At 68.8% G+C, this 16,162-nt stretch carries 15 protein-coding genes; 6 read left to right on the top strand and 9 right to left on the bottom strand.

The features are described 5' to 3' along the window. Positions 1-62 precede the first annotated feature (62 nt). The 4 genes from ACIA58_RS38515 to ACIA58_RS38530 are packed head-to-tail and all read left to right on the top strand — an operon-like array spanning position 63 to position 4,096. On the top strand, positions 63-1,028 hold the full coding sequence (locus ACIA58_RS38515; RefSeq protein WP_396408815.1) for a carbohydrate kinase family protein: 966 nt from the start codon (positions 63-65) through the stop codon (positions 1,026-1,028). A 4-nt stretch (positions 1,029-1,032) separates the two neighbouring features. Then, entirely contained in the window at positions 1,033-2,331 is a 1,299-nt protein-coding gene (locus ACIA58_RS38520) for an ABC transporter substrate-binding protein (RefSeq protein WP_396408816.1), read from the top strand. Then, positions 2,328-3,272, top strand: a complete 945-nt coding sequence (locus tag ACIA58_RS38525; RefSeq protein ID WP_396408817.1) for a carbohydrate ABC transporter permease — start codon at positions 2,328-2,330, stop codon at positions 3,270-3,272. Before ACIA58_RS38520 ends, ACIA58_RS38525 begins: the two co-directional genes overlap by 4 nt. Next, positions 3,269-4,096, top strand: coding sequence for a carbohydrate ABC transporter permease (locus tag ACIA58_RS38530; RefSeq protein ID WP_396408818.1), 828 nt, complete (start codon positions 3,269-3,271; stop codon positions 4,094-4,096). The genes ACIA58_RS38525 and ACIA58_RS38530 overlap by 4 nt, the downstream gene beginning before the upstream one ends. Here ACIA58_RS38530 and ACIA58_RS38535 read toward each other — a convergent pair. Together ACIA58_RS38535 and ACIA58_RS38540 are read right to left on the bottom strand one after the other, a co-directional pair. Next, positions 4,062-6,230, bottom strand: a complete 2,169-nt coding sequence (locus tag ACIA58_RS38535; protein ID WP_396408819.1) for a caspase domain-containing protein — start codon at positions 6,228-6,230, stop codon at positions 4,062-4,064. The genes ACIA58_RS38530 and ACIA58_RS38535 overlap by 35 nt on opposite strands. Further along, positions 6,193-6,576 carry a hypothetical protein gene (locus ACIA58_RS38540; RefSeq protein WP_396408820.1) on the bottom strand — a complete coding sequence of 128 codons (384 nt, stop codon included), beginning with the start codon at positions 6,574-6,576 and terminating at the stop codon, positions 6,193-6,195. The genes ACIA58_RS38535 and ACIA58_RS38540 overlap by 38 nt, the downstream gene beginning before the upstream one ends. 128 nt (positions 6,577-6,704) lie before the next feature. On the opposite strand from ACIA58_RS38540, the gene ACIA58_RS38545 reads away from it, so the two are divergent. Both ACIA58_RS38545 and ACIA58_RS38550 read left to right on the top strand, forming a co-directional pair. Then, a complete protein-coding gene (locus ACIA58_RS38545; RefSeq protein ID WP_141852289.1) occupies positions 6,705-6,899 on the top strand; it encodes a hypothetical protein in 195 nt (64 codons plus the stop codon). 19 nt (positions 6,900-6,918) lie between these two features. Next, entirely contained in the window at positions 6,919-8,271 is a 1,353-nt protein-coding gene (locus ACIA58_RS38550) for a flotillin family protein (RefSeq protein ID WP_396408821.1), read from the top strand. Positions 8,272-8,319: 48 nt separating this feature from the next. On the opposite strand, the gene ACIA58_RS38555 is transcribed toward ACIA58_RS38550, so the two are convergent. The 7 genes from ACIA58_RS38555 to ACIA58_RS38585 form a co-directional block, all read right to left on the bottom strand. After that, positions 8,320-9,438 carry a S1 family peptidase gene (locus ACIA58_RS38555; protein WP_396408822.1) on the bottom strand — a complete coding sequence of 373 codons (1,119 nt, stop codon included), beginning with the start codon at positions 9,436-9,438 and terminating at the stop codon, positions 8,320-8,322. 103 nt (positions 9,439-9,541) lie between these two features. Beyond that, positions 9,542-10,234, bottom strand: a complete 693-nt coding sequence (locus ACIA58_RS38560) for a hypothetical protein (RefSeq protein ID WP_396408823.1) — start codon at positions 10,232-10,234, stop codon at positions 9,542-9,544. Positions 10,235-10,301: 67 nt separating this feature from the next. Further along, positions 10,302-10,940, bottom strand: coding sequence for a response regulator (locus ACIA58_RS38565; protein ID WP_396408824.1), 639 nt, complete (start codon positions 10,938-10,940; stop codon positions 10,302-10,304). Further along, entirely contained in the window at positions 10,931-12,163 is a 1,233-nt protein-coding gene (locus ACIA58_RS38570; protein ID WP_396408825.1) for a sensor histidine kinase, read from the bottom strand. The genes ACIA58_RS38565 and ACIA58_RS38570 overlap by 10 nt, the downstream gene beginning before the upstream one ends. 60 nt (positions 12,164-12,223) lie before the next feature. Then, on the bottom strand, positions 12,224-13,576 hold the full coding sequence (locus ACIA58_RS38575; RefSeq protein ID WP_396408826.1) for an N-acetylmuramoyl-L-alanine amidase: 1,353 nt from the start codon (positions 13,574-13,576) through the stop codon (positions 12,224-12,226). Positions 13,577-13,686: 110 nt separating this feature from the next. Beyond that, complete coding sequence (locus ACIA58_RS38580; protein WP_396408827.1) at positions 13,687-14,772, bottom strand: amidohydrolase family protein; 1,086 nt, start codon at positions 14,770-14,772, stop codon at positions 13,687-13,689. 24 nt (positions 14,773-14,796) lie between these two features. Then, on the bottom strand, positions 14,797-15,981 hold the full coding sequence (locus tag ACIA58_RS38585) for a lytic transglycosylase domain-containing protein (RefSeq protein WP_396408828.1): 1,185 nt from the start codon (positions 15,979-15,981) through the stop codon (positions 14,797-14,799). Positions 15,982-16,162: the final 181 nt, after the last annotated feature.

The following is a 16,162-nucleotide window of genomic DNA, read 5'->3' on the forward strand; positions in this document are numbered from 1 at the left end:
CTTGCGCAACCGACTTTAGATTCGTGAACGAGTTTGATCGACCCTGCAGGAGTGTGCTGATCATGCACGAACTGGACGAGGCGACCTTGGATGTCCTTGTGTCCGGTCTGGTCTTCCAGGACCTGGTGCTCGGCCTGCCCACTGCGCCCCGACCCGGCACCGAGGTGTGGGCCACCGAGTCGCACGAGAGCCCCGGCGGCATCGCGAACTTCGCGGTCGCGCTGGCCCGGCTCGGCCTGCGCACCGGGATGGCCGCCGTGTTCGGCGCCGACGATCTCGGCGACCGCGTCTGGCGCCGGCTCGTCGACGACGAGGGCATCGATCTGACGCCGTCCCGCAGACTCGCCGGCTGGCAGACCCCGCTGACAGTGGCCCTTGCCTACGACAACGATCGGGCACTGGTCACCCGGGGAACCCCTCCCCTGCTGTCAGCCGACGAGCTGATCACCACGCTGCCGACCGCCCGAGCAGTCGCCGCCCACATCGGCCCCTGGCCGAACGCGTGGCTGGCGAAGGCGAAGGTGGCCGGCAGCGTGGTGTTCGCCGACGTCGGCTGGGACCCGTCCGAGCAGTGGGACCCGGCAGTGCTCGACCAGCTCGAGCACTGCGACGTCTTCCTGCCCAACGCCGACGAGGCGATGGCCTACACGCGCACAGCGTCGCCCGCCGAGGCACTCGAGGCTCTGGCGGAGAAGGTCCCGCTCGTCGTCGTGTCGAACGGCGCCGACGGCGCAGAGGCCCTCGACGCGAGCACTGGCGAGCGTGTCGCCGTACCTGCGTATCCGGTCCCGGCGGCGGACACCACCGGGGCGGGTGATGTGTTCGCCGCCGGCTTCATCGCCGCGACGCTCTGGGAGCTGCCATTGGAGCAGCGGCTGCGGTTCGCCTCGCTCACCGCGGCCCTGTCGGTCACCCGGCTCGGCGGTGCGGATGCTGCACCGCGCTGGGACGACCTGGCGGCCTGGCAGGCGGCCCACCCCGAAGACCATCACCTCCACGCGCTGATCAGCGCACACTCAGGAAGGTAGAACCATGGAGCTCTCACGTCGGACCTTGCTCGGGGGCTTCGCAGCCGTGGCCGGCAGTATGGCAACCGGGACGCTCGTCGGCTGCTCGTCCGGGATGGACACCGGCAGCACGGCCAAGAAGAACACCACGACCGAGTTGACCATGTGGTGCTGGCCGGGCGGTCTGGGCAAGTCGGTGCTCGACGACACGATCGCGCACTTCCCGGACCCGAAGATCAAGTACTCCGAGATCGGCGGCGACTTCAAGCAGAAGCTGGTCACCACGTTCAACGGCGGCACCGGGATCCCGGACATCACCGGTATCAAGGGCGAGGACATCGCCTCGCTGCTCCCGCAGGCGTCGCGGTTCGTGGACCTGAAGAGCGTCGGGGCGGACTCCGTGCTCGGCGACTACCTGGAGTGGAAGGTCAACCAGGCGACGACGTTGGACGGCAAGGTGATCGGCCTGCCGATCGACGTCGGCCCGACCGGGCTGTTCTACCGCGAGGACATCTTCGCCGCCGCGGGCCTGCCCAGCGATCCGGCCAAGGTGGCCGAGCAGCTGAAGACCTGGGACGACTACTTCGCCGCCGGGGTCCAGCTGAAGGCGAAGAACCCGAAGGCGCTGCTGGTCTGGGATGCGACCGACCTCTACGACATGGTGGTCGGCCAGGGCACCGAGCGGTACATCTCCAAGGACCACAAGTTCATCGGCGACCAGGACCACATCCGCAAGGCGTGGGACACCTCGGTCAAGGCGATGACGATGAAGATCGACGGCAAGACGCCGAGCGGCAGCCCGGACTGGAACGCCGGTCTGGACCAGGGCACGATCCCGACCCACATCGGCGCCGCCTGGGTCGCGCTGGACATCAAGTCCGCGGTGAAGACCAGCGTCGGCAAGTGGCGGCTGGCGCCGACGCCGAGCGGACCGGCGAACTTCGGCGGCTCGTTCCTGGCCATCACGAAGAACGCGGCCGATCCGCAGAAGGCGTTCGACGTGATCAAGTACATGCTCAGCGCCGACAACGAGGCCAAGGCGTTCACCGACGCGCAGATCTTCCCGTCCGCGCCCGCGGCGTACGACAAGCCGGAGCTGAAGGCGGCGGACAAGTTCTTCGGCGGTCAGGTGCCGATCGACGTGTTCGGTCCGGCCGCGAAGGCGATCCCCGTCGCGTACCAGAGCCCGTACGACGACTCGGTCGCCGCGCCGTTCCACGACGAACTCAAGACCGTGCAGACCGGTTCCAAGACCTCGGACGCTGCCTGGGCGAGCGCAGTCTCCAAGGCCAAGGCAATCGCCAAACGCCAGGGAGTGCAGTGACCAGTACGGCGACGGTGTCTGCTGCCGCGACCGAGCCGCTGACCGGAAGGGGTCAGCGGCCCGGGCGGCGGATCTGGTCGTACTGGCGGTTCTATCTGGCGCTGTCGCCGTTCTACGTGCTGTTCGCGGTGTTCGGGCTGTACCCGATGGTGTCCACCATCGTGCTGGCGTTCCAGCGCTGGGACGGCCTCAGCGCCCGCAAGTTCACCGGGCTGGACAACTTCGCGTTCCTGATCCAGGACCCGACGTTCTGGACCGCGCTGGAGAACACCGTCGTGCTGTTCTTCATGTCGACGGTCCCGACGCTCGTCCTCGCGCTCCTGCTCGCGGTGATGCTGCAGTCGGCGGTCCGGTTCACCAACGTCTACCGGATCGCGTACTTCATCCCGAACGTCACCTCGCTCGTCGCGATGGCGATCTTCTTCAGCTCGGTCTTCAGCACGAACTTCGGCCTGGTGAACGCCGCGCTGCGCTCGCTCGGCATCCCGCAGCAGGACTGGCTCGGCCAGCCGTGGGGGATCAAGATCGCGATCTCGACGATGATCGTGTGGCAATGGGTCGGGTACAACACGCTGATCTACCTGGCCGGTCTGCAGGCGATCCCGAAGGACCAGTACGAGGCGGCCAAGGTCGACGGGGCCGGCGCCGTCCGGACGTTCTTCTCGATCACGCTGCCGCAGTTGCGTCCCGTCGTGCTGTTCACCGTCATCATGTCGACGATCGGCGGGCTGCAGACGTTCACCGAGCCGCAGGTGATGGTCGGCAACAGCGGCGGCACCGGGCAGAGCGGCATGACCGTGGTGCTGTTCTTCTACCGGGCCGCGTTCCTGGACAACGACTACGGGTACGCCGCCGCGATCGCGCTCAGCATCTTCGTGCTCGTGTTGTTGTTCACGGCAATCAATTGGCGGATCTTCCGGGGCCGGGGTGAGGACCGATGACGCGTTACCGGTTGCGCGGGATCGCGCTGCACGCCGCACTGGTGCTGGCGCTGCTGGTGTTCATGTTCCCGTTCGTGTGGACGATCATCATGGCGTCGAACACGACCGCGGACATCTACCGGTTCCCGCCGAAGTTCACCTTCGGCGGCCACTTCGGCGACAACGTCCGGCACGTGCTGGACAACGTCGCGTTCTTCCAGTCGATGGCGAACACCGCGACGGTGGCGATCTCGACCACGGTGCTGGTGCTGTTCTTCGACTCGCTGGCGGCGTTCACGTTCGCCAAGTTCCGGTTCCCGGGGCGGAACGCGTTGTTCGTCGTACTGCTCGCGACGATGTTGCTGCCGGCGCAGCTGGCCGCCGTACCGCAGTTCCAGACGATGGCCCTGCTCGGCTGGGTCGGCTCGTTGAAGGCGCTGATCATCCCCGGTGCGGCGAACGCGTTCGGCATCTTCTGGATGCGGCAGTACTTCCAGAACTCGATCCACGACGAGTTGATCGAGGCCGCGACGCTGGACGGCTGCGGCTTCTTCGGCACGTACTGGCACGTGGCGCTGCCGTCGGCCCGGCCGGCGCTGGCGTTCCTCGGCATCTTCACGTTCGTCGGCTCGTGGAACGACTACATGTGGCCGCTGATCGTGCTGACGAACCCGAACCACGTCACGCTGCAGGTCGCCCTGTCGACACTGAACCGGTCGCACGGCGTCGACTACAGCATGGTGATGACCGGTGCGTTGATGGCGATGGTGCCGTTGGTGATCGTCTTCGCGATCTTCGCCCGTCAGTTCATCAAGGGCGCGACGGAAGGGGCCGTCCGAGGTTGACGAGCACCCCGACGGCGACCAGCGCGTCGCCGAACAGCCCGGTGAGGAAGTCGGCCGCCGAGTGCCCCTGGGTCAGGGCGGGGACTCCACCCAGGATGCCGAGGACCGAGTAGGTCACGACCGCCGCGGTCAGCCAGGTCTTCGTCCTGGCGTCGACCGCGGCCAGGGCCGGCCACGCGAGCCCGACCGCCACGATCGGGTCGAGCAGCGCCAGCGGGGTGACCATGAAGAACGAAACGCCATCGCTGTGCGGGACGACCGCGCTCAGCACCAGCAAGATGCCCCCGGCAACGACCATGCCCGCGGCCGGCGGCCAGACCGGCCACAGCGGCCCGACCGACGGTTTCAGCACGACCACGAGTACGACGCCCATCGCGACCGCAGTCACGGCCGATACCAACCATGCGGAGGTCTCGTCGGCCGAGATCCCGCCGCCGACGATCAGCGCGGCGCCCTCGATCGCGGCCACCGCGCAGCCGGCGACGACGCCGAGCGCGATCGTCCCCGCCCAGCGCGCGACCACGGCGGCGAGGAGAGCGACGATCGCGCCCCAGATGGCCGGGTCGTACCAGTTCCGGTACAGGTACCAGCCTTGGTTCGAGTCGTACCAGAGCTTGCGGGAGTAGGGCGCGCCGGGCCAGTTCACGAGGACGAGGAACGCACTGCCCGCGATCAGCACGGCGATCAGCCACCACGGCGGGACAGGTGCGCTGTCGGTCAGGGACGCTGCCACCGGGTGAGGTCGCGCTGTCTTGGCCCGGGCCGGTTCGGCGTGTGGCGGTTCCGGGACGGGCCCCGGCTCGGGCCCGGGTTGCGGTTCGGGTTCGGGAGGAGGAGCCGGCGGCTCGGACTCGGTACCGGGGACCGTCAGATGCACGGGTACGATGCGCTCCCCGGCCGGCCCCGCGAGGGCAACCGACGCTTCGTGGACACCGGGGGCGGATTGCCCGGCGTGAACCCGGATGACGTCGCCTTCCTGGGCGAGCTTCAACCACGGATCGCTGGGAGACGCGGCCGCCGTCAACGCGATCGGCGGACCGGCCAGGCGTAGCTCGGCGGGAGTCGTGCCGACGAGGTCCACCGACGAGGGCGTGACCTTGAGTTCGGCCGTCGACAGCGCCTCGGATGCGGCCTCGGAGACCTTGCGGCTGTCGTCGTCGGTCATCTGGCGCAGCGCCTGCAAGGCGGCGTACGCCTGCCCCAGGTCGTTGTCGTACAGGCGCTCGCGCAGGTAGTCGACCACGCCGAACCTTGCCGCCGGCAACGGGCTCTCCATCGCCTGGGTCAGCTCCGGTGCGAGCGGCGCCGGCGTGATCCGGCGTACCCGGCTGCGGGCGATCAGCAGCTCGCCCTGCGAGCCGAACGTCCACATCTGCGGGTTCTGGTTCGGCGTGACCCGGTGGATCCGATCGGTGACGAACCCGACCAGCTCGGTCAGCCCTACCCAGCCGTCGCCGTCCCGGTCCGCCTCGCCGGTCGTCAGCCCGTCCACCACGGCACCGGTGAAGACCGACGGGCTCGGCGTCGAGGCGTCGGACGCCAACTGCCCGCCCTCGAAGGCGTACTCCATCGCGCTGGACGCGGTGATCACGACCCGCCCGCGTCCGCCGCCGACCTCGGCCTGCTTGGCGAACGCGTCCTGGACCTGCGCCTCACCGGCTGCCCGTACGACCATGCCGCGCGGGAACGCACCGCCGTAGCAACAGTCCAGGAACAAGGCGATCCGCTGCGCCCGGCTGTCGGCCATCTGCCGGTTGACGAAGTCCGCGGCCACCGCGGTCGATGCGAGCCGGGCCGGTTTGGTGTCGGAGAGCGCGAGGAACAGCTCCCCCGCCGAGTTCTTCAACCCGTGGCAGGAGAAGTGCAGCAACAGCAGGTCCTCCGGCTTACGGTCGGCGAAGAAGTCCTCGACCGCGAAGCGGATGTCCTGCGCGGGCGCGTTCCGCAGTACCTGGACCTCGAAGCCGCCGACCGCCGGATCCGCGAGTACGCCGGCCAGCGCGGCAGCGTCCTGCGCCGGCGCGACCAGTCGCTTCAGACCGGGATCGTCGTACTGGTCGTTCGCCACCACGAGCGCGACGCGCGAACCGTCCATCTCACACGTCCGCTCCGGAGTGCCGTCGTACGAAGGCATCGACCAATTGCTGCTGCAGCGCGTCGCTGGTGCCGGTCAGCTCGATCACGTCGTTGTCGATGGTCAGCTTCACCGTCCGGCCGTCGCCTGCGCGCCGCAACCACTCCCGCACCACAGCGACCACCGAACCGAGCACCTGCAGACCAGGGGCGAGCGAAACGCTCAGCACGCCCGCGATCGCGGCCAGCGCGCCGCGTGTCCCGTCCGGCGCCTCGCCGTCGCGGTACGGCTCGACCGCGCGCACGTCGAGGGAGAGCAACTCCTGCCGCAACAGCAGCGCCAGGTCCTCCAGGCGCGCCTCGTCGGCTCCCTCCTCGGTGACGCCAACCAGTACGTCGTCGCCCATGGCCCCCTCCCCATCCCCCCAGGCCGTGCCGACTCCTCCACAATCCTCCTGGACCGACCCGGCGACAAGACTCACGGCCAGCTAGCATTCGGGAACTGGAGCAGGCCGAGCCGCGTCGGAGGAACAACATGGTAGGCAAACGGGGGCGGGTGATCGGCCGGATCGCACCTGGGATCGTCGGCGAGGTCATGCTGCCGGTCCGCGGTGCCACCGAGGCCTTCTACGCTTACCCCGCGACCGACGAGGTGCTGGAGGTGGGGACGCAGGTGATCGTCGTCGACTTCGACCCACCCCGCACCGTTTACGTCGCTCGCGCTATCTAACTCATTCCCTGGAGGGGAAATGCTCTGGACGTACGTGGTCGTCGCCGCAGTCGCGGTGGTGGCCCTGCTCATCGTGTTCCGGATGGTCTGGCGGGTGGCGGAGCCGAACGAGGCGCTGATCATCTCCGGCCTCGGGGCGCACTCCAGCACCGAGCAGGTCAACGAGACCCTCGGCTTCAAGATCGTGGTCGGCCGCGGCACCGCGGTGCTGCCCGGCTTCCAGACGGTACGCCGGTTGCCGCTGGACATCCGCGCCACGCCGTTGACCGTGACGTGCGTGTCCAGCCAGGGCATCCCGCTGCACATCAAGGGCGTGACGGCGTACAAGGTCGGTGACGACTACGGCTCGATCGCGAACGCGGCCCGGCGGTTCCTGGAGCAGAGCGACGAGCAGGTGATGAGCACCATCCACGAGCTGTTCGCCGGACACCTCCGCGCGATCGTCGGTTCGACCACGGTCGAGGAGATGCTGCACGACCGGGAGACGCTGACCACGAACATCCGCGGCTCGCTGGCCGGCGACATGGAGAAGCTCGGGCTGGTGGTCGACTCGCTGCAGATCCAGGAGATCGACGACGAGTCCGGCTACATCAGGAACCTGGGCCGCCCGCAGGCCGCCGCGGTCGAGGCCGCGGCCCGGATCGCGCAGGCCGAGCGGGACCGGGAGGCGACCGAGCGCGAGCAGGTCGCCGCTGCCGCCAAGGCGGCCGCGATCCGGGAGAGCGAGATCGCGAAGGCCGGCTACCAGGCCGAGGTCGACCAGGCCACGTCGAAGTCGTTCCAGGCGGGTCCGCTCGCGGCCGCGCTGGCCAAGCAGGAGGTCGTCGTCGCCGAGACGGAGACCGCGAAGCTGAACGCGTCGCTGGCCGAGAAGCAGCTGGAGTCGTCGGTGCTGAAGCCGGCCGACGCGGAAGCCTACCGGCAGCGCACGCTGGCCCAGGCTGCCCGCGACGCGCAGATCGCGGCCGCCGAGGCGAACGCCCGGGAGGTCCAGCTGCGTGGTGAGGCGCAGTCGAAGGCGACCGAGCTGACCGGTAAGGCCGAGGCGTCCGCCGTCCAGGCGAAGGCGATGGCCGAGGCGGCCGGTATCAAGGCGCGCGCCGAGGCCCTGGCCACGAACACCGACGCCGTCGTCGCGCAGCAGCTCGCCGAGGCGTACCCGGAGATCGTCCGGGCCGCGTCGTCGTCGTTCGACAAGGTCGGCAACATGGTCGTGCTGAACGGCGCCCAGGGCATCGAGGACACCCTGGTCAAGACGATCACCATGGGTGGTTCGGGCTTCGCGCTGGCCAAGCAGCTGATCGAGTCGCTGGCCACCAAGAGGGACGACGAGAAGCCGCTCCTCGAGCCGGTGCCGGACAACCCGGCCTGATAGCAGACCTGTGGATCCCCTTGCACGCAAGGGGATCCACAGCCATTTCTATGCGGTCTGCAGAGTCAGGCCGTACGCCTGCAGGATCTCGTTGACCGGCTGGAACCAGGTCTCGCCGCCGCTGGTGCAGTCACCCCAGCCGCCGGAGGTTACGCCCTGGGCCTGGTCGCCGGTGATGAACGACCCACCAGAATCGCCACCCTCGGCGCAGACGTTGGTCTTGGTCGCGCCGTAGAACAGCTGGCCGTTGCCGTAGTTCACGGTCTCGTTCTTCGCCAGGATCGTGCCGCAGTGCCAGTGCGAGGTCGAACCACTCCGGCACACCGACGAACCGATTGGCGCCTCCGACGACCCGCGGACCAGCTGGTCACTCACCTGTCCCCAGCCGAGGACGACCGGGACGGTCCACCAGCCATAGCCGGTGGCCACCCAGGCGTAGTCGTTGCCGGGGAACGACCAGCCCTGGAACGAGCCCTGGTCGGTCCCGTCCCAGCCGCGCACCACGCCGCTGCGACCACAGTGCCCCGCGGTCACATAGCCGCCGTACACCGAGAAGCCGATCGAGCAGCGGATGTTGCTGACGTAGTACGGGTCGCCGCCGACCGTGCCGGCGGCGTACGTGCGTGGTGCTTGCGCTGCGACCTCTTTGACCGTGACCGCTTCGGTTTTCGCGAGCTTGGCGACGAACGCATCGACGGCCTGGGATCGCTTACCTGCTTGCACGTTGATCACGACGCTGCCGGTCCGCGGGTCCGCAGACCATCCGCTGACCGCAGCAGGCACAGCCTTACCTGCCAGCTTGTCCACGGCTGCCTTGCGCTGGTCCAGCGTCTTGGCTGTCACTGGTACGGCGGTGACCGTGGCGCCGACAGCTCGTACCGCGGCTGCCCGGTCCGGTCCCACCACGCCGACAACGAGCTTCTGCGTGGCAGCGTCGTACCAGGCTCCGCCGTAAGCGACGCCGGCTGCCTTCTGGGCCGCGGGCAACAGCTTGGCGGCCGACGTCTCAGCCTGGAGCCGCTGCTGCAGCTGCTGGTCGGTCAGCCCGAAGTCACGGTGCATGGCGGCCGACTGGCCGGCCACAGCGAGTGGTTCGGGCGCGGCTATCGCCTGTGCGGGCACGGTCAGTACACCCGCCGTGATCACGGCGGCCAGTAAGACTTTCATCTGAACTCTCCTCACCTAGGGGCGGTTCGGTGGATGAGAGCGCTCTCGCGATCGAGCGTGGCGTACCGGGGACGGTCCCGTCAAGGGCGAATGACCGACGTTGTCAGCCTGCGAGCGCCTGGAGGGTCGGCTGCTCGCGCTGGACGACCACGATGCGCGCCTTGGCGAGGGCGGTCCGGATGACGGCCGGCTCAGATGAACCTGACGACACGGTCCAGTTCGACCACAGCACGACCAGCAGCCGGTTCCCGACGGGTACGGCGTAGGAGTCTCCGCCTTGCCCGGTGCCGTGGGACGAGACCTCCATCGAGCCGGCCGGCAGCTTCGCGCTCGAAGGCGCCGGCCGTACACCGATGCGATCCGGGCAGATTGTGCCCGAAGTCAGCAGATCCTTCAGCGCAGCCTGTACGCCGCCTTGCTGGTAGACGATCCGCTCCTCGGACACGAACTGCGACGGGCCTGCGCTCCAGACGAGCTGTCGCCGGGCCATCCGCAACTTCTCGCTGGTCAACCCGGCGGCGGTCGTTCCGCACAAGGCTCCGATGGTCGGCGAGGTGAGCGTGGTGATCGGCGCGCCCAACGGCTGCATCCCGGGCACGTCGCGGACCCCGAGGCCACCGGTTGCGAGAGCGGCAGCCGCTCGGGCGGCGTTCAGTGGCAGAGGCGACGGCGTGGACGTGGTGACCACCATCGGCGAGGGGTCCGCAGTGTCCTTCTTCGGACTGCCGCAGGCAGTAACAGCGGCGAGGCTCGCCACGACAACCACGCCGCGGAACAAGCTTTTCTGCATCTTCACGAAGTCATCCACTCTCTCGTTGCCGACCTGGCCAGGTGGCGCGCCGTGAAGATAGCCGACTGCGGGTTCACAGCCCGAGGTAGGCGAGAACGGCGAGGACTCGGCGGTGACCCGAGTCGGTCGGTGGGAGGTCGAGCTTGAGGAAGACGTTGCCGACATGCTTGTGCACAGCGCCATCGGAGATGACCAGCTTCTCCCCGATCGCGGTGTTGCCGAGTCCCTCGGCCATCAGCGCCAGTACTTCGCGTTCACGTGGCGTCAGCCGGTCGAGCGGACTGCTCCGCTTGACCATGAGCTGACTGACCACCTCTGGGTCCAGCACAGTCCCGCCGGCCGCGACCCGGCGTACCGCTTCGAGGAACTCGTCGACGCGGGACACCCGGTCCTTCAGGAGGTAGCCGACACCCTCGCTGCCGGCGGCCAGCAACTCGGCGGCGTACACCTCCTCGACGTACTGCGAGAACACCAGCACCGGCAGGCCTGGCCGGACCCGGCGGGCCTCGATCGCCGCACGCAGGCCCTCGTCGGTGAAGGTCGGGGGCAGCCGTACGTCGACCACTGCGATGTCCACCTGGTGCACGGCGATCGCCTTGGCGAACTCGTCCGCGTCGGTGGCGACCGCGGCGACCTCGAAGCCGTTGTTGCCCAGCAGCAGGCCGAGGCCTTCGGCGAGGATCGGGTTGTCCTCGAGGATGATCACCCGCACGGAAGGATCACCTCGACGGTGGTCGGCCCACCGATCGGGCTCTGCAGTTCCATGTGGCCGTCGATCGCCTGCACGCGGTGGAGCATGCCATGCAGCCCACTCCCCCGGCCCAGCAGGTCGGACTCCTCGCTGATCCGCGCTCCGCCGATCCCGTCGTCCATGACTGCCAGATAGAGCTCCGAACCACGCTTTTCGAGCTGTACTTCGACGTGGCCGGCCGCACTGTGCTTGGTGACGTTGGTGAGTGACTCCGCAACCACGAAGTACGCGGCGGCCTCTACTGCGGCAGGGACCTCTCCCAGCTCACCGATGCGGAGCTGGACGGGCAGTGGGCACCGGGCGGCCAGTGCGGAGACCGCTCCGGCCAGACCGCGGTCGGCAAGGATCGGCGGGTACATGGTCCGCAGTACGCCGCGTAGCTCGGTCATGGCCTGCTCTGCGCCGTCACGGGCGTCGTCCAGCAGTTTGGCGGCCTTCTCCGGGTCCTCGACCATGGTCTGCTTCGCGATACCGATCCGCATTGCCAGCGACACCAGCTGGGCCTGCGTCCCGTCGTGCAGGTCCCGCTCGATACGCCGCAGCTCGGCACCGTGTGAGTCGACAGCACCCGCCCGGCTCTTGGTGAGCTCGTCGACGCGCTGCGTCAGCCGGTGCATCTCCACCTCGGCTCCGCTCGGCGCCAACAGGTGGCGGATCGCACGAGCATGCGCACGGGCCAGCGCCGGCGCTCCCCAACCGAGGACCGCGAGGCTGACCAGAATCTGCGCAGGACCGTTCGTGAGTGCCTCGGCCCAGCTGTCGACCCCGACACCCATCAGCGAGAAGTTGCCCGGGTCGAGCCTCCACAGCAGCATGCCGGCGACTGCAGCGGGCGCGCCGACCAGGCCGATGACCGCGACGAGCAGTTCGGGAACCATGGCCAGCGGCGTCAGCAGCAGCCACAGGCTGCGCTTGAACGACCTGTCCCTGAACAACGTGACGACGTCGCCCGGCGCACGCGGTGTGGCGGGCGGCAGCGGCGCGCCCTCCGGCAGGCCCAGGTACTTCGCGGCCCTGCGGCGCTCGCTGTTGGCCAGCTTCACCAGCGCGCCGGTGAAGGGCGTGATCAACCAACCGAGCAGCAGACCGTTCGGCAAGGCCAGCAACAGCAGGAGCGCTCGGACGTAGCGAACCGCCAGGTAGGCACATGCCCGTCCGCCCCGAGCCAGGATCTTGGTGATCATGGACTCAATCCTGCGGGACGGCCGGGCACGTGTCGGTACAGCAGGCTCTACCTTTCGGTCCTAGCAGTCTGGAACGCCAGGGAGCTTGGCGTTCGGGTCGTTGATGTAGATGTTGGTCATGTAGCCGTTCTGGTCGCGGAGTTTGGCCCACCAGTTGTTGGTGTAGCCGCCGGCGGTGACCGTGTCGCCCTGGACCTGGCACTCGACGAACACCTGGGTCGGGCCGGGCAGAGTGGTCACGACGGACGCGGACAGCTGCGGGGCGGAGCGGACGTTCACGCCGTTGCCCCAGGTGGTGAAGTTGTACTCCGGCGGGTTCGGGTCGCCGCCGTTCACCAGCTGCATGTAGTAGTCCCAGTTCCAGTTCGGTCCCGGGTCGGTGTGGTCGTTGCCTGGCATCTCGCTGTGACCCTTGATGTGGTTGCGGTCCTTCGGGATGCCACGGCGGTCGGCGATGTTGCTGGTCAGCGCGGCCGACGAGCGGTACATCGCGTCGGTGAACCACGACGGCTGGTCGATGTAGCCCTCGTGCTCGATGCCGATCGCGTACGGGTTCGCGCTGCGGGCGTGCCAGGCGGTGTCCTTCTCGGCGACCATCTGGGTGATCTGCCCGTCGCTGGACCGGACCACGTAGTGCGCGCTGACCTGAGCGGCCGGGTCCTTGAACCAGCTGATGGTTCCGGCGTACGAGCCTTGGGTCACGTGGATCACGATCGTGGTGATCGCCTGGGTCCGGCCGACCTGGTAGTTGCAGGTGCAGGCCGGGTTCCAGATCGCGCCCGGGTAGTCGGTTGCCTGGACCGACGACGACTTGGCCTTGGTGCCGAGCGGCGAGACCTTCGCATACGCGCCGAGGTCCGGCGTGACCTGCTTCGGGTCGGTCGAGACGCCGGCCGTACGGACGCCGCGGGCGATCACCCGGTAGACCTCGTCGGTGTACAGGCGCGCGGTCGGGCTGTCGGCCGAATGCGAGTACTTCGCGATCACGGAGTACCACTTGCCGAGATCCGAGCGGTCCTTCAGGCCGGCCTGATCGGCGTACGAGTCGAGGACCGCGGCGGCGCCGAGGATGTTCGACGTGTCGTCCTTGGTCAGCTGCGCGACCGGCAGCCCGGTGAGCTTGCTTGCCTCGGACATCGTCTTGTTGACGTTGTTGCTGGCCAGGTGCATGACGCCGTAGCCGTTCGCCTGGCTCGGCGTGCCGTTGTGGCCGTCGAGGTGCGTCTCGGCGAATCCGACGCTGACGAGCACCTCACGCGGTACGTCGTACTTCGTGGCCGCGGTCTGGAACGCGGACGCGAGATCCGGTTGACCGGTCGGCTGAGATGGCTGGGCTGCGTGGCTCGGGAGGGCCGTCAGCGTGAGTGCTCCGACAGCCAGAAGGATGGTGGGTATGCGGGCATACTTCCCCATGGGCGGTGGTCCTTCCCTCATCTGGTCCGCCGAGGGGCGTCGGCGGTCCCGGGAGCCACGCTAAGGGAAGATCTTCCGCGCTAGCCAGTGTTTGAGTGAATTTTTTCCCGTCACCGCTGGAACACCACGCGACCACGGAGTGCGATCAGCCGCGGATGCGTGAGCACGGCCGGATGCGCCCGCGGGTCCTCGTCGTACACGACCAGATCGGCTGGGTCGCCGGGCCGCAGCTCGCTCGGCGCGCCGAGCCAGGCCCGGGCCGCCCACGACCCTGCGGCGAGGGCCTGCTCCCCCGACATCCCGATCTCGACCAGCGCCTGGATCTCCTGGGCGACGAGGCCGTGCCCGAGGACGCCGCCCGCGTCGGTCCCGGCGTACACCGGCACGCCGGCCTCGAACGCGTCCCGCAGCCGGTGCAGGCGACGGTCGTACAGGTCGCGCATGTGCGCGGAGTACACCGGGAACTTCGCCGCGGCCTGCTCGGCGTACTCCGGGAAGTTCTCGAGCTGGATCAGCGTCGGGACGACCGCGACGCCGTTGCCGGCCATGTGGGCAAGCATGTCCGGCTCGATGCCGGTGCCGTGCTCGATGCAGTCGATGCCGGCGGCAAGCAGGTCCGGGAGGGCGTGCTCGCCGAAGACGTGCGCGGTGACGCGGGCGCCGAGCTCGTGCGCGCGGGCGATCGCGGCGTTCAGCGCCTCGGCCGGCCAGCACGGGGTCAGGTCGCCCGCCTCGCGGTCGATCCAGTCGCCGACCAGCTTGACCCAGCCGTCGCCACGGGCGGCCTCCTGCTCGACGTACGCGACCAGCTCCTCCGGCTCGATCTCCCAGCCGTAGTTGCGGATGTACCGCTTGGATCGGGCGATGTGCCGGCCGGCGCGGATGATCTTCGGCAGGTCCTCACGGCCGTCGATCCAGCGGGTGTCGGCGGCCGAGCCGGCGTCGCGAACGAGCAGCGCGCCGGCGTCGCGGTCCAGGATGGCCTGCTCCTCCTGGACGTCCTCGTCGACAGCGCCGTGCTGGTCGAGTCCGATGTGGCAGTGGGCGTCGACCAGGCCGGGAACGATCCAGCCACCGGTGTGCACTGTCGTCACCTCACCAGCGGTGGGCCGGTCGACGACCAGCCCACCGCTGAGATGAAGCTCCTGCTGCTCACCGGCCGGCAGCACCATGCCGATCAGCTTGAGTACGGTCATGGTGCGACCGTATCGGGGGAACTCTCAGCCGTGCGAGCCGCCGCCCGGCGTGCAGGTCGGGGTGGTGCTCTCGTTGCCGGCGCACGGCGTCCCGCTCGGGGTGTTCGTCGGGGTGTCCGTGGGCGTCGGGGTCGGAGTCGGGGTCGGCGTGTCCGTCGGCGTCTTGGTCGGGGTCTTCGTCGGCGTCTTGGTGGGTGTCTTAGTCGGCGTCGACGTCGGCCGGTGCGTCGGCGTAGCGGTCGCGGTGTCGATCGGCCTCGGCAGCGTCGGCTTGTCCCACTCCGTCGACGGCGGCGTGGACGGCGGCGCCGTCGGCGGCAGCGTGCTGGTCGGCGTCGGGGTCGCGGTGGTCTTGGTGTCGTCCGGGACGTCCGGGACCTGCCGCGGGTCGACCTTGCGGTCGGCGTTGCCGGTCCACTTCGCGGCCGCGATGTTGCCGGTCGCATTCGGGATCAGGACCGCGTTCTTGCTGTAGACCCGCATCCACTTCAGCACGGTGGCGACGAAGTCCTTGGAGTGCTGGTAGCGCAGCAGGGCCTCGACCAGGTCGCGCGGCTGCTTCAGGTCGTCGCCCTGCGCGCAGAGCACCACGGCGACGGTGGTGACCGCGTCGTACACGTTGTTGGGGTTGCGGAAGCCGTCGCCGTTGCCGTCGGCCCCGAACTCGCCCCACACCTGCGGGATGATCTGCATCGGTCCGACCGCGCGGTCGTACGTCGCGTCGCCGTCGAACTTGCCCTTGTCGGAGTCGCTGATCCGGCCGTTGCCGTGGCGTCCGTTGAGCACCGGGCCGAGAATGCGGCCCCGGGTCGTGCCGGCCACGTCGACGCGGCCACCGCTGGCATGGTCGGACTCGACCTTGCCGACGCCGGCCAGCAACGGCCAGGTCAGCCCGCAGTTCGGCCGGACCACCGCGAGGTTGGCGGTGGCGCGGCGGTACGCGGGAAAGACCCCGCGGGGAATGCCGTTCACAGCTCCCGGCCGGCCGGGACGGACGACCGACCGGCCGTCGGTGGCCCCCTGCACGGGGACGTCGGCACGGGCGGGCTGGTCGGATCCGAGCCGGCCGTCCACTCCTGGACGCTGCGGCACGATCATCGTCAGTTCGTCGAACTCACCGCTGTTCAGCCCGGCTCCAGGCGATGGGGCGACCGGGTTGGTGTCGGCGAGCTGGCCGGTGGCACCGGCCCCGCCCGAAGCAACTGTCACGATGGCCCCGACCAGGAGCGGGGCCGTGCACAGTGAAGCGATGATTATTTTGACCCGACGGTTACCACTACGGGTTAGGCGCATAGCCCACTCAACGAACCATGCGCCAGAAAGTTACATCAAGACGACGCAAAGTTACGCGCCACAGAAACACCTCGGAAAACCGGCACCGAGGTAACGA

It is taken from the genome of Kribbella sp. NPDC051586, assembly GCF_044453965.1.
Taxonomy (GTDB): Bacteria; Actinomycetota; Actinomycetes; order Propionibacteriales; family Kribbellaceae; genus Kribbella.

Bases quoted from the DNA above. Each gene is read 5' to 3' on its own strand.
- ACIA58_RS38515 (WP_396408815.1), top strand. From the start codon at position 63: ATGCACGAACTGGACGAGGCGACCTTGGATGTCCTTGTGTCCGGTCTG.
- ACIA58_RS38520 (WP_396408816.1), top strand. From the start codon at position 1,033: ATGGAGCTCTCACGTCGGACCTTGCTCGGGGGCTTCGCAGCCGTGGCC.
- ACIA58_RS38530 (WP_396408818.1), top strand. From the start codon at position 3,269: ATGACGCGTTACCGGTTGCGCGGGATCGCGCTGCACGCCGCACTGGTG.
- ACIA58_RS38535 (WP_396408819.1), bottom strand. From the start codon at position 6,230: ATGCCTTCGTACGACGGCACTCCGGAGCGGACGTGTGAGATGGACGGT.
- ACIA58_RS38540 (WP_396408820.1), bottom strand. From the start codon at position 6,576: ATGGGCGACGACGTACTGGTTGGCGTCACCGAGGAGGGAGCCGACGAG.
- ACIA58_RS38545 (WP_141852289.1), top strand. From the start codon at position 6,705: ATGGTAGGCAAACGGGGGCGGGTGATCGGCCGGATCGCACCTGGGATC.
- ACIA58_RS38550 (WP_396408821.1), top strand. From the start codon at position 6,919: ATGCTCTGGACGTACGTGGTCGTCGCCGCAGTCGCGGTGGTGGCCCTG.
- ACIA58_RS38555 (WP_396408822.1), bottom strand. From the start codon at position 9,438: ATGAAAGTCTTACTGGCCGCCGTGATCACGGCGGGTGTACTGACCGTG.
- ACIA58_RS38570 (WP_396408825.1), bottom strand. From the start codon at position 12,163: ATGATCACCAAGATCCTGGCTCGGGGCGGACGGGCATGTGCCTACCTG.
- ACIA58_RS38575 (WP_396408826.1), bottom strand. From the start codon at position 13,576: ATGGGGAAGTATGCCCGCATACCCACCATCCTTCTGGCTGTCGGAGCA.
- ACIA58_RS38580 (WP_396408827.1), bottom strand. From the start codon at position 14,772: ATGACCGTACTCAAGCTGATCGGCATGGTGCTGCCGGCCGGTGAGCAG.